The following is a 13,304-nucleotide window of genomic DNA, read 5'->3' on the forward strand; positions in this document are numbered from 1 at the left end:
GTGTTGTTACTTAGTATATTTTTGCTTCCACTGATAGGAGCGTTGATTTTATCCTTAATCAGGATTAATCATCAATCTATACACTTAAGATTCCTTGCTCTATTTTTTGCTGTACTTCCATTTTTGCTTAGCATTGTAGCTTGTATAGAATTTGATTATAACGATGCGGACTTTCAGTTTGTCAGCTACCCAATTAGAAATGTTGGAATAGGGATAGATGGTATATCGTTGCTTTTCCTTCTGCTTACAACTTTCTTGTTTGTAATTTGTATACTCTACAACTGCAAAATGAGTTATACAACCCTTAGGCCATATATGGCATCATTTCTACTGCTTGAGAGTTTTGTAGTCGGTTTTTTCGTTTCACTGAATGCTATAAGCTTTTATGTGTTTTTTGAAGCTGTTTTAATACCAATGTTCTTTATTATTGGCATCTGGGGAGGAAAACACAGGGTATATGCAACGTTTAAGTTGTTTCTTTATACATTAACTGGCTCATTATTATTTCTACTTGGATTGGTTTACATCTATAACATTTTTGGAACGTTTAATATACAAAAATTAGCTACATTAGTGCCAAGCCTTGATCTTGAAGTGCAGTCATTGCTGTGGATTGCATTTTTTATTTCTTTTGCAATAAAAGTACCGATGTTTCCATTTCACACTTGGCTTCCTGATGCGCATGTACAATCACCAACTTCTGGATCTGTGATTTTAGCTGGCTTGCTTATTAAAATGGGAGGATATGGATTTTTAAGGTTTTCTATTCCAATGCTTCCTCAGGCAAGTTTATATTTTTCAAATTTCGTTGTTGTGCTGAGCATTATTGCGGTGATATATGCTTCGCTAGTTGCGTTTGCTCAAGATGATATAAAGAAGTTAATAGCTTATTCTTCAATAGCACATATGGGGATCGTTACTGCTGGCCTCTTTTCATTTTGTGAGGAAGGAGTACTGGGTAGCATATTTCAAATGATTAGTCATGGCCTTATTTCTGCTGCTTTATTTTTGTGTGTTGGAATGCTATATACTCGAACTGGAACTTTGGAGATTGCAAAATATTTTGGCATAGTAAACACAATGCCAAAATTTGGTTTTATGTTCATTTTATTTTCAATGGCTTCAATAGGGCTACCTGGAACATCTGGATTCATAGGTGAGTTTTTGGCTATGGTTGGAATGTTTAAGAGCATAGGGTTTTTTACAGGATTTATCGCACTTGGCACTATTTTAAGCGCAGTTTATATGCTGAATTTATGTAAGCAAATAATATGGGGGGTTAGCTATTCTAAATTATTAAATAACCGCTTGGATAGCATAGAATTTTCTGTCTTAATTCTGCTTGCAGTGTTTGTTATTTTGCTTGGATTCTACCCAACCCTTGCACTGAATTATTTGAAGCCATGTATGGCAAATTTGTTAGTCAAATATAATGCGCTATGAATTATATACAGATATTGCCGGAAACGTTCTCTATTATCTCCTCGTTAGTGTTGCTACTGCTTGGAATTATATTTAACCGCCGAACTATCAACTTATTAGCACTTGGCTGCACAGTGGTAACTTTGATTATTTTAATTATTTCGGCAGAAAACAATGAAATTTTTCTCTTTAATTCGTTGTTAAAACTCAATTTATACATCAGGTCAGCCCAAGGGTTAATTCTCAGCACAGGAATTTTAATACTTTTGATGCTGAATTTATCAAAATATGACTATAAATATGAATTTTCAATACTGATTCTTTTTGCGCTATTTGGCATGATAACTTTGGTTTCAGCAAATAGTCTGATTTCTTTTTATTTAGCTTTTGAGTTGATGAGTATATCTTTGTATGTTCTTGCGAGCTTTAATAAAGATTCAGCTTATTCATGTGAAGCAGGAGTGAAATATTTTACACTTAGTGCACTATCTTCCTGCATTATGCTATATGGAATGTCGCTGCTTTATGGATATACAGGACAAGTCAATTTCTCTGAGCTCGGTTCATTCTTGCAAAGCCATCAGATAACTTATGGAATAGTTTTTGGATTAGTCTTTATCCTAATTGGTTTGTGTTTCAAGCTTGCTATTGCTCCTTTTCATATGTGGGCTCCAGATGTTTATCAAGGTGCACCTACCATAGTAACTGCGTTTTTTTCTACAGCTCCAAAAGCTGCACTTGTAACATTTTTAATTCGATTGATGAATGAAGAGTTAGTAAATGTAAAAAGTTATGTTCAGCCTATTTTCTTATACGTTTCAGCATTGTCTGTGCTTATCTCAGCTTTTGGGGCCTTGCGTCAGCAAAACTTAAAAAGGCTGCTTGCTTACAGTTCAATTGGTCACATTGGTTTTATATTTGCTTCACTTTCTATTTTTACACAAGCAGGAACAGATAGTGCCTTAATGTATCTGGTGATATATATCATCACAAGCATAGGGCTATTCTCATATCTCGTACAAATTGACGATGACGATTGTGATATTGCAAATTTATCTGGTATAGGGAAGAAGCGCCCAATTGTAGCATTTCATCTTTCTGTGCTGTTACTCTCGATGTCGGGAATACCTCCACTTGCAGGTTTTATCGCTAAATTTTTTATATTCAAAAGTTTAATAAATTCTGGCTTTATCAGCCTGTCCTTGATCCTTGTAATAGCAAGTGTTGTATCGTGTTACTATTATCTAAATATCATAAAAGCTATGTATTTTGATAAAGCTAGTGGTAATAAGGTTGCTTATTCTAAGGGTCTATTCATTATCACTTCAGTGGCTTCACTGATCAACCTCGTTCTTTTCTTGTATGTAGAAGTCTTTACTCACTTATTGAACTAAAGGGCTGACAAGGTGATCCCTGAGGGCTTTCATATTCATCATTACAAAGAAGTTTCAAGCACTAATAAAGAAGCGTTGGATTTAATTGATAAAGGAATATCAAATGAAACCGTTATTGTTGCTGATAAACAAACAGAGGGTAGAGGGCGCATTGGAAAAAACTGGATTTCTCCAGAGGGTAATTTTTATGCAAGTTTGGTAATAAACCTCTTTAACGATTATCTGAATGAAAGCCAGCTTTCGGTGTCATTCCAGCGCGTGACGCTGGAATCTAGGAATCAAGAAGCATGGATCCCAGTGTCAAGCACTGGGATGACAGAGAAGGGTTTGGTGAATAAAATTGCGGATGTTAGCAAATTAACAGAATTGACTTTTGTTACTGCTTTTGCTGTTGGAAATACTATACTGTCATTTATAAATGGTCTAAATCTCCAGTATAAGTGGCCAAATGATGTCCTTATTGATGGCAAGAAAATAAGCGGAATATTGCTTGAAAAAAGATCTAATTCGAATTGGCTCATTATAGGAATTGGAATTAATGTCAATCATGCACCACTTCCAGGAACAACGTGCATTAGCAATTACGGTGAATCTGTGTCTAACATGGATCTGTTAAAGGAATTAATAATAAATTTTAATAAGCTAAGAAAGCAATGGCTATTTGATGGGTTTTATGCTATAAGAGAAATGTGGTTAAAAAAAGCATTCAAAATGAATGAGCAAATCAGTGTAAAGTTAGCTGACAAATTGTATGAAGGAATTTTTGCTGATATAGATAAAAGTGGTAAATTGGTGTTGCAGCAAAAGGATGGAAGCTTAATTTATTTTGATGCAGGTGAGTTATTTATTGATAATGCATTATGAATACATATGTAATTTTTGCTTACCTTATTAGTTTTACGTTGATTACCGGAGAACTGATTTTTACCATTTCTTGCTATACTAAAAGTAAAAAAATTCTAGAAAGCCTGAAAGATAATAATGAAGAAGAAACATAAGCGATTACTTATAACTTCAGGAATTTTCTGCTTTTTAAGCTGCATAGTTTTTTTTATTTTAACAACGCTCAAAGAAAATATCTCATTTTTCTATACAGTAAGTGAGGCAATAGTTTTACCAAATAATCAAAAGCCAATCCGTGTTGGTGGAATGGTTGTTGAAAATAGCGTGATACAGAGCGAAAGCGAAGTAATTTTTCAAATGACAGATTTTAACAAAAGCGTTGTGGTAAAATACCAGGGAATACTTCCACCAATGTTTTCAGAAAAAAGTGGTGTTGTTGTGCAAGGTAAAATGTTTGATAATAGTACTTTTCTTGCAGATACAGTGTTTGCAAAACATGATGAGAACTATATGCCGAAAGTTTTAAAATAGATTCCCTAACCCCAACTGTACCTAAATAGTATGTGAAAAAAGTAATAGCCCACTGGGCTATTACTTTTTCTTATTTTTGCTAATTATTAGCTATTTTCTATCCTAGTGGATTTAACTCTGGAGAAAAAAAGGTGTTGGGATTTATTATGTCAGAATCCGTGAATGAATCTACTTCCTCTCTCAATTTATCTATTTTCTCAATTAAACCTGAATCTTTATCACCAACCTTTGTAATTAGCTCGTCAAGCTTACTCCTTTCTTCTGTTAGCATGTCATTTAATTGACTGATAGAGTTGCTATTGTTATGCAATACATCATCCAATTCAGGAACGAATTTCGTGTTCAGCTCTGCGATTAATTTATCTAAAGCTTTGTGGACATAACCAAGCTGCGCTGGATTTCGCGCAACTGTTTCATCATAACCTTTAGGTTTGGCGTTAACTTCTATTTTGCTTATTACTTTAAGTTCGTTTTTGCTTTCTTGTTTACTATTATTCATGCTAACTCCTATAAAAAATTAGAACTTTGAAACTAAGAGGTTGTCCGGAAATAAGTAAAAGGCTATAATATCTGAAATTTTAGTACGGGGTAAAGATGAGAAAAAAGTATCCAACAGATCTAAGCGAAAGGGAATGGGCAAGAATAGAAAAACACTTCAGAGTATCATACAAGAAAGGAGGAAGGCCGCCAAAGTATAGCAAAAGAGAAATATTAGAAGCAATTTTCTATGTATTGCGTACAGGGTGTCAATGGCGGTATTTACCAAATGATTTTCCGCTATGGAAGACTGTGTATGAGCAGTTCAGGCAATGGAAGAAGCAGGGAATTTTTGAGAAAATGAATTATGAAATTACAAAATATAGTAGAAGAAAAATAGGAAGGAATGAGCAGCCGAGTGCCTGTATAGTAGATAGTCAATCTGTAAAGACTACAGAAAAGGGGGGATCAAAGGCTATGATGGAAGTAAAAAAGTAAAGGGTAGAAAAAGGCATATAATTACAGACACTCAGGGTTTTATACTAGGTTGTTACGTAGGCGCTGCTAACGAAAATGATAGAGATGGTATTAAAATAGCATTAAACAATATGAGAACAAAATATACTAAAGTTAAAAAAATGTGGGCTGACATGGGATACCAAGGAAGAAATTTAAAGAATCACATAAAGGAAGAATATGACATAGATATTGAGAGGTTGTCCGGAAACTAGTAAATTCAAGCATATTCCCTCTTTAACATAACCCTACTCATAGCTAGGTATATGAAATTCTCAGTGGATGTTGTGAGTAAATCATACTCCTTCGATAGCCTTCTATTCCTATTAACCCAAGCAAAAGTCCTTTCTACAACCCATCTTCTTGGCTGTACTTTAAACCCTTGTTCTCTTGTTGGTAGTAGCTCAGGTGGCGTATCTTTGTGCACCCAAAATCTACATGGAGGCCTTTTAACAATTTCAATATCTATGTCATATTCTTCCTTTATGTGATTCTTTAAATTTCTTCCTTGGTATCCCATGTCAGCCCACATTTTTTTAACTTTAGTATATTTTGTTCTCATATTGTTTAATGCTATTTTAATACCATCTCTATCATTTTCGTTAGCAGCGCCTACGTAACAACCTAGTATAAAACCCTGAGTGTCTGTAATTATATGCCTTTTTCTACCCTTTACTTTTTTACTTCCATCATAGCCTTTGATCCTCCCTTTTCTGTAGTCTTTACAGATTGACTATCTACTATACAGGCACTCGGCTGCTCATTCCTTCCTATTTTTCTTCTACTATATTTTGTAATTTCATAATTCATTTTCTCAAAAATTCCCTGCTTCTTCCATTGCCTGAACTGCTCATACACAGTCTTCCATAGCGGAAAATCATTTGGTAAATACCGCCATTGACACCCTGTACGCAATACATAGAAAATTGCTTCTAATATTTCTCTTTTGCTATACTTTGGCGGCCTTCCTCCTTTCTTGTATGATACTCTGAAGTGTTTTTCTATTCTTGCCCATTCCCTTTCGCTTAGATCTGTTGGATACTTTTTTCTCATCTTTACCCCGTACTAAAATTTCAGATATTATAGCCTTTTACTTATTTCCGGACAACCTCTAAAAACTTGGTGATCTTATTAATTGATTATCTATTGTTGTATCACTTAAATAAGTTTCAGGGTTATCATCTATTACGTCATCAGTTTCTTGCCCGTTTTCGCTCCAGTTTACGGTACTCTTCCGGGTTTTTCTCTTAATTTTAGAATCACCTTGTTGTAAACTACCCAAGTTTTGTTCTTGCTCCGTTTTACCGGATGAATTACTCGATGCATTAGTTACTTTGTCTCCTTTACTAATATTCTGTTTATCTAAAAAAATAGGAGAAGCTTTTTTAACTTGTTCATGTAATATATCAGATATCTTATAACGACCATTTTTGATGAGATTGTTTAAATATTTTGTTTTGTTTCCCTCTTTATCAAAACAAAGGTCATGCAATCTTTCAAAAATAGAACAAACATCAATTCCTACTCCATGTAGTATTCTAGATAAATCTTTCGGCGTAAAAAGCTTTTTCTCGGCCAAGAAGTGATTTAAATAATTTTCTTCATTAAAACAAACTTTATGAAAGTTTCTTAAAATAAAAGTGGCATTATTTCCCGACATGGATAATATATTAGATAAATCACTTGGCGTAAAACCTGCCTTACGAAAGTCACCTAAAAGCTGTGTTTCGTTTCCTTTCTCATCAAAACAAACATCATGAAAATTTTTTAAAGCAGGGCAAATATTAGCTCCTGCTCCATGCAATATCTTAGATAAGTTACTCAGCGTAAAACTTTCTTCCTCGCTTAAGAAACGATTTAAGTATCTTTTTGTGTCTCCTATAAAACAAAAATCATGAAACCTCTTCAGACTCTTTTCTAGATTATTCTTTGCTCCACTCAACATACTACATAAATTACCCGGCCTAAAACCTACCTTACAGAAATCATCTAAAAGTTTTGTTATTTCTCTTTTCTCATTAAAGCAAACAATATGCAATCTTTTTAAGATAGAAGAAGCACGAGCTCCTGTTCCACATAATGCAGAGGATAAGTTACTTGGCCTAAAGCCTGCTTTATAGAAATCATCTAAAAGTTTTGTTCTTTTTCCTTCATCATTAAAACAGACATTATGCAATTTTTCAAAAGCATATCTAGCTCTAGTTCCTGCTTTACTTAAAATACTGGATAAGTTACTTGGCTTAAAGCTTTTTTCTCCACCTTTTTCCTCAATAAAAAAGTGCTTTAAATGCTGTTTTCTATTTCCTTGCTCATCAAAAAAAGTATCAAATAGTTCTTTAAAAGCTTTAGAAACATTAGCTCCTGCTCCATGCAAAATACTGGATATATTAGTTAGACTCATTCCGTCTTTTTCTAAAATTTTTAAATATTGAGTTTTATTTCCTTCTTCATCAAACCACAGATCATACAAGCTTTTGAAAGCTGCTGCAGCATTAACTCCTGCTCCATTCAAAATACTAGACATATTAGTTAGGTTTATCCCTTTTTCTTCTAGAGTTTTTAAGTATTGAGTTTTATTTCCTTCTTCATCAAACCACAGACCATATAAGTCTTTGAAAGCTGTTACAGCATTAGTCCCTACTCCATGCAAAATACTGGATATATTAGCTAGATTTATTCCCTCTTTTTCTAGGGTTTTTAAATATTGAGTTTTATTTCCTTCTTCACCAAACCATAGGTAATATAGATTTTTAAAAGCTGTTGCAGCATTAGCTCCTGCTCCGCCTAAAATACTGGACATATTAGTTAGACTTACTCCTTCTTTGTCTAGAGTTTTTAAACATTGAGTTTTATTTCCTTCTTCATCAAGCCAAAGGTCATATAAGTCTTTGAAAGCTGTTGCAATATTAGTTCCTGATCCACCTAAAATACTGGACATATTAGTTAGATCTATTCCTTTTTCTTCCAGAATTTTCAGATGTTGAGTTTTATTTCCTTTCACGTCAAACCATAGATTATATAAGTTTTTAAAAGCTGTTGCAGCATTAGTTCCTACTCCATGCAAGATATTGGACATATTAGTTAGATCTATTCCTTCCTCTTCTAGAGTTTTTAGATATTGAGTTTTATTTCCACCTTCATCAAACCACAGATCATATAAGCCTTTAAATGCTTTTGTAGCATTAGCTCCTACTCCATGCAAAATACTGGACATATTAGTTAGATCTATTCCTTCCTCTTCTAGAGTTTTTAGATATTGAGTTTTATTTCCACCTTCATCAAACCACAGATCATATAAGTCTTTAAATGCTTTTGTAGCATTAGCTCCTACTCCATGCAAAATACTGGACATATTAGTTAGATCTATTCCTTCCTCTTCTAGAGTTTTCAGATATTGAGTTTTATTCCCATCTTCATCAAACCACAGATCATATAAGCCTTTAAATGCTGTTGCAGCATTAGCCCCAGCCCCACTTAAAATACTGGACATATTAGTTAAATTTATTTTTTCTTCTCCTAGAGTTTTTAAATATTGAGTTTTATTCCCATCTTCATCAAACCACAGATCATACAAGCCTTTAAATGCTGTTGCAGCATTAGCCCCAGCCCCACTTAAAATACTGGACATATTAGTTAAATTTATTTTTTCTTCTCCTAGAGTTTTTAAATATTGAGTTTCATTCCCATCTTTATCAAACCATAGATCATGTAAGTCTTTAAATGCCGTAGAAGCTTTAGCTCTTGCTCCACTTAAAATACTAGACGTGCTAGCCAAATTTACTCCTTTTCTTTCTAGAGTTTTTAAATATTGAGTTTTATTTCCTTCTTCATCAAACCACAGATCATATAAGTCTTTAAACGCTGTGGGGGCTTTACCTCTTGCTCTATTCAAAATACTAGATATATTAGCTAGATTTATTCCCTCTTTTTCTAGGGTTTTTAAATATTGAGTTTTGTTTCCCTCTTTATCAAACCATAGACGATATAAGCCTTTAAATGCTGTAGGAGCTTTACCTCTCGCTCCGCCTAAGATACTGGACACATTAGTTAAGCTTATTCCTTCTTTTTTCATGACTTTCAGATATTTTTTTCCTTCTCCTTTAATTAAAAAACTTAAGAACTGATTAAATGCAGGTGTTCCTTTTTTACCAACCACACTTTTAGCAAATTTAATTTCTTCATCAATGTTTTTATTTTGAATTTTCTGATAACTAGATCTATTATTTTTTATATCTTCCAAAAGCTTTTCCATTATTCCTTTCGTAATAGGGCCAAATTCATGAGATTCTGACCAACGTAACGCTACTTCATGTAATTTCTCGTAATTATATGGAATATCAGACTTACCTATCTCATTTCTAATAACACTATTCAAATTTTCCCTATTAGGTTGGTTAACTGCAAGTATTAGTTTATCTAAAAATTTCTCTTTTATTTCTATTTCATTCTCATCAGAGAGTCTTCCTTTCTCTTCTTCTTTCTGCAAAGAAGGTGGAAGCTTTAATAGACTTAAAAGTTTCTCTCTTGTTGTTCCTTCTTGCACAAATTGATAAAGACCATTCCCATTTATACACGAACAATTTCTTAAAATTTTATATCTTTTTTCTCGAATATCTATACTATCAAATTTTAAAGGATAAGAATCTTTAGATTGCCCTTTTTTTAATTTTTTTTCTTCTGTAAGGTCTAGATCTGCATCAGTATAGATAATAAAATATTTTATATCCTTATCATTTTCTAATTTTTCAATGAAAAGAGTAAAATATTTATTAATAGAAAACGTATTCTTTCTTTCCTGTCTTTTGGAGGGAAATAACTGATCATAACCAATATTACTATCTGCATTATGAGCTTTTACATAAGTAACTCTATCTTTATAATTAATAGTAATATTATTAGATGTATCATAGCTTCTTTCCTCAAAACTTATGGAAAGCATGTTTTTATTCAAGAACATTTCATGCAAGAAGAGTATTAATAAATTGAATTCATATATAACTCCAGATATATAATTCTTAAGTTTTTTATCCTTTTCTGGAGCTGTTAAATCACACAATATTCTTTCTTGTAATGCTATATAATCGTCTTGAACTTTACTATTTTTTTTTATTTCGTTTTTAACGATGTTGTTCAGTTCTTCTCTATTAGGCTGATTAACTGCAAGTACTAATTTATCTAAAAATGCTTTTTTTGTTTCTTTTTCAAACTCTTGAGAAAGTTTTCTCCCTTTTATTGCTTTTTGCATAGCAGGAGAAAATTCTAATTGTCCTAAAAGTTCTTCTCTTGTTGCATCATCCTGCAAAAACTGATAAAAACCACTCCCTTGCGTATTATCATTTGTAAACAAAAAGTCTTTTAAAATGTCACATTCCTCTGTATTTATGCTATCAAATTTAAAAGGATAAAAATTTCTCAACTGTCCTTTTTTTAATTCCTTTTTTTCTGTAAGATCCAAGCCTGAATTAGTATAGACAATAAGATATTCTACATTATTTGATAAACTATCTGATTTAGAGATTAGATGTTTAACAAAACTACCAAAGTAACTATTAATAGAAGAACTTCGTCTTTCTTTAGTAAATAATTTAGCATAGCTAATATCATTATCTATATAATATTCGTCTACATTTTCAATTCGTATATGAATAGACTTCTTTTCGTAACGAAGAACAATATTACTAAAAATATCAATTTCAGAATCTTCAAACGCTAATGACAATGAAGGATATTTATGTTCATACGTAGACTTTCTAAGTGAGCAAAGCACTGACAAGTCTAATCGATACATAAGCCCTATCAAATGATGAGGAATGTATTGCTTAGTTTGACAAGTATTATCTAATTCATTCTGTCTAGGTTCATCTTGTAAATCACTAGGAGATTCTAAATCTTCATTACTAGCAACATTTACATCCATGCGCGCCCTTTTTGGTGCTTTATTATCTTTATCCATAACAGAACGCCCACGTTTTCTACTTGTTTTATGATTTTTCTTACCTGGACCCCTTGAATGACTACCTTGTTTATGCGAGGAGTTTTCTATATCTTGTAATGGTGTAGAAATGTAAGATTGAGAAATATTGTTTGAATTTGAACCTACCACATTACCGTAAGCTTCCTCTCTAGAAACTTTTATGCTTCTCTTTATATCTTTTTCAATATTACTAAGAAGTGGTACAAAATGGTTCCTGTAATTCACTATGTAAATAATATTATTACCTGTACCTACCTTACCTTTAGTAACATGTAATCCATCTATCTCTTTATCTCTCAATTCTATAGTCCTAACTTTCACGCCATACTTTTCGCATATCATTTTTCCTTCAACTTCAGGTCTTCCCCATATAGCGTTTTCCAACTTTAGAATTTTTATTTCTGAATCAGAGCTTGTATTTTCAATGTCTTCTGCAGTAAATTCAATACGCGGAATATATTCACAAAGTTTTTCACCTTCTCCTTTTAAAGCACTACCCAACCATGAACCTTTTTTTGATTGATTAACTTGTTGTGCATATTGCTTACAATTTTCCCGCAAAGACTTTACACTAAATCCTTTACTACCTGCAATCAGACCTTTATCTTTTAGCTCGTTCAATCCTTGAGCTATGGAATCAAAGAAACAATCCCCTTCACCTATAGCAGCTCCTATCTTAAAGCCCTCAGGCAATTTCTTCCTTAGTGTCTCTAAAAGTTGATTAAGCTTCTTTTTTTCCTCTTCATTCTTTGCATTTTTTATCCCACTGAAAATGGAAATAGGTTCTCTAGTAACAAAATCTGACTTTTCTAGAGTGCTCTTACTATTAGAGGTTGTCCGGAAACTAGTAAATTCAAGCATATTCCCTCTTTAACATAACCCTACTCATAGCTAGGTATATGAAATTCTCAGTGGATGTTGTGAGTAAATCATACTCCTTCGATAGCCTTCTATTCCTATTAACCCAAGCAAAAGTCCTTTCTACAACCCATCTTCTTGGCTGTACTTTAAACCCTTGTTCTCTTGTTGGTAGTAGCTCAGGTGGCGTATCTTTGTGCACCCAAAATCTACATGGAGGCCTTTTAACAATTTCAATATCTATGTCATATTCTTCCTTTATGTGATTCTTTAAATTTCTTCCTTGGTATCCCATGTCAGCCCACATTTTTTTAACTTTAGTATATTTTGTTCTCATATTGTTTAATGCTATTTTAATACCATCTCTATCATTTTCGTTAGCAGCGCCTACGTAACAACCTAGTATAAAACCCTGAGTGTCTGTAATTATATGCCTTTTTCTACCCTTTACTTTTTTACTTCCATCATAGCCTTTGATCCTCCCTTTTCTGTAGTCTTTACAGATTGACTATCTACTATACAGGCACTCGGCTGCTCATTCCTTCCTATTTTTCTTCTACTATATTTTGTAATTTCATAATTCATTTTCTCAAAAATTCCCTGCTTCTTCCATTGCCTGAACTGCTCATACACAGTCTTCCATAGCGGAAAATCATTTGGTAAATACCGCCATTGACACCCTGTACGCAATACATAGAAAATTGCTTCTAATATTTCTCTTTTGCTATACTTTGGCGGCCTTCCTCCTTTCTTGTATGATACTCTGAAGTGTCTTTCTATTCTTGCCCATTCCCTTTCGCTTAGATCTGTTGGATACTTTTTTCTCATCTTTACCCCGTACTAAAATTTCAGATATTATAGCCTTTTACTTATTTCCGGACAACCTCTAACATATTCTTCGAGTATTTTTGGGTCTATTTTTCGAATAAAGCTGCCGTTTTTCGATGGCCTTAGGCTTTCACCAGCGGCTTTCTTTCTTAACCAGCGGTACAGAGTTGCTATTCCTATCTCCAAAAGCTCTGCCACCTCAACCTTTGACTTCCCTTTTTCTATCATCGATACTGCCCTTTCCCTTAAATCCACACTATACGCCATTATAACTCAAATAGCTTATTATACCTTTATCATTTACTCTGGGAAGTACTATAGTTGAAAAAATCAACAAAGTAAAGTTATCTTTTTATAACTAATAACATTATTTCAATATTTTTGTCATTAAATTAATAATATGGTCGCTTTTGTTTAATTAAAAATAATAACCGTGAGAACTTTTTGTTTTGGGGTGCGTT

The 13,304-nt window shown here is 33.1% G+C and carries 10 protein-coding genes and 1 pseudogene; 6 read left to right on the forward strand and 5 right to left on the reverse strand.

The features are described from left to right. The 5 genes from AAGD62_RS01330 to ccmE are packed head-to-tail and all read left to right on the forward strand — an operon-like array spanning position 1 to position 4,190. Complete coding sequence (locus tag AAGD62_RS01330) at positions 1 to 1,443, forward strand: NuoM family protein (RefSeq protein WP_155969446.1); 1,443 nt, start codon at positions 1 to 3, stop codon at positions 1,441 to 1,443. Continuing rightward, a complete protein-coding gene (locus AAGD62_RS01335) occupies positions 1,440 to 2,816 on the forward strand; it encodes an NADH-quinone oxidoreductase subunit N (protein WP_155969448.1) in 1,377 nt (458 codons plus the stop codon). The genes AAGD62_RS01330 and AAGD62_RS01335 overlap by 4 nt, the downstream gene beginning before the upstream one ends. Positions 2,817 to 2,828: 12 nt before the next feature. Next, positions 2,829 to 3,680 (forward strand): biotin--[acetyl-CoA-carboxylase] ligase, encoded by an 852-nt coding sequence (locus AAGD62_RS01340; RefSeq protein WP_155969450.1) that lies wholly within the window; start codon positions 2,829 to 2,831, stop codon positions 3,678 to 3,680. Further along, positions 3,677 to 3,814 (forward strand): hypothetical protein, encoded by a 138-nt coding sequence (locus tag AAGD62_RS01345; protein ID WP_182158513.1) that lies wholly within the window; start codon positions 3,677 to 3,679, stop codon positions 3,812 to 3,814. Before AAGD62_RS01340 ends, AAGD62_RS01345 begins: the two co-directional genes overlap by 4 nt. Continuing rightward, complete coding sequence (gene ccmE, locus AAGD62_RS01350) at positions 3,798 to 4,190, forward strand: cytochrome c maturation protein CcmE (protein ID WP_155969452.1); 393 nt, start codon at positions 3,798 to 3,800, stop codon at positions 4,188 to 4,190. The genes AAGD62_RS01345 and ccmE overlap by 17 nt, the downstream gene beginning before the upstream one ends. 97 nt (positions 4,191 to 4,287) lie before the next feature. On the opposite strand, the gene AAGD62_RS01355 is transcribed toward ccmE, so the two are convergent. After that, complete coding sequence (locus AAGD62_RS01355) at positions 4,288 to 4,689, reverse strand: hypothetical protein (protein WP_246484375.1); 402 nt, start codon at positions 4,687 to 4,689, stop codon at positions 4,288 to 4,290. Positions 4,690 to 4,784: 95 nt separating this feature from the next. On the opposite strand from AAGD62_RS01355, the pseudogene AAGD62_RS01360 reads away from it, so the two are divergent. After that, a pseudogene (locus AAGD62_RS01360) lies at positions 4,785 to 5,380 on the forward strand (IS5-like element ISWpi1 family transposase); the annotation flags it as partial. Positions 5,381 to 5,403: 23 nt separating this feature from the next. On the opposite strand, the gene AAGD62_RS01365 reads toward AAGD62_RS01360, so the two are convergent. The 4 genes from AAGD62_RS01365 to AAGD62_RS01380 form a co-directional block, all read right to left on the reverse strand. Then, positions 5,404 to 6,236, reverse strand: a protein-coding gene (locus tag AAGD62_RS01365) for an IS5-like element ISWpi1 family transposase (RefSeq protein ID WP_094189578.1) whose coding sequence is annotated in 2 segments (ribosomal slippage) — positions 5,404 to 5,867 and positions 5,867 to 6,236 — 834 coding nt in all. Because the reading frame shifts where the segments join, the coding sequence is not laid out codon by codon here. A 58-nt stretch (positions 6,237 to 6,294) separates the two neighbouring features. Then, positions 6,295 to 12,018 (reverse strand): hypothetical protein, encoded by a 5,724-nt coding sequence (locus tag AAGD62_RS01370; RefSeq protein ID WP_341812724.1) that lies wholly within the window; start codon positions 12,016 to 12,018, stop codon positions 6,295 to 6,297. Beyond that, a protein-coding gene (locus AAGD62_RS01375) for an IS5-like element ISWpi1 family transposase (RefSeq protein ID WP_341812725.1) occupies positions 12,011 to 12,843 on the reverse strand; the annotation gives its coding sequence in 2 pieces (ribosomal slippage) (positions 12,011 to 12,474 and positions 12,474 to 12,843; 834 coding nt in all). Before AAGD62_RS01375 ends, AAGD62_RS01370 begins: the two co-directional genes overlap by 8 nt. Before the next feature lie 27 nt (positions 12,844 to 12,870). After that, positions 12,871 to 13,110: an IS630 transposase-related protein gene (locus AAGD62_RS01380; protein WP_341812726.1), complete on the reverse strand. Its 240-nt coding sequence runs from the start codon at positions 13,108 to 13,110 to the stop codon at positions 12,871 to 12,873. Positions 13,111 to 13,304: the final 194 nt, after the last annotated feature.

This window comes from Wolbachia endosymbiont (group A) of Eristalinus aeneus, from assembly GCF_964026915.1.
In the GTDB taxonomy this organism is placed as follows: domain Bacteria; phylum Pseudomonadota; class Alphaproteobacteria; order Rickettsiales; family Anaplasmataceae; genus Wolbachia; species Wolbachia pipientis.

Coding starts and splice junctions, on each gene's coding strand:
- ccmE (WP_155969452.1), top strand. CDS start 3,798: ATGAAGAAGAAACATAAGCGATTACTTATAACTTCAGGAATTTTCTGC.
- AAGD62_RS01355 (WP_246484375.1), bottom strand. CDS start 4,689: ATGAATAATAGTAAACAAGAAAGCAAAAACGAACTTAAAGTAATAAGC.
- AAGD62_RS01335 (WP_155969448.1), top strand. CDS start 1,440: ATGAATTATATACAGATATTGCCGGAAACGTTCTCTATTATCTCCTCG.
- AAGD62_RS01345 (WP_182158513.1), top strand. CDS start 3,677: ATGAATACATATGTAATTTTTGCTTACCTTATTAGTTTTACGTTGATT.
- AAGD62_RS01380 (WP_341812726.1), bottom strand. CDS start 13,110: ATGGCGTATAGTGTGGATTTAAGGGAAAGGGCAGTATCGATGATAGAA.
- AAGD62_RS01370 (WP_341812724.1), bottom strand. CDS start 12,018: ATGCTTGAATTTACTAGTTTCCGGACAACCTCTAATAGTAAGAGCACT.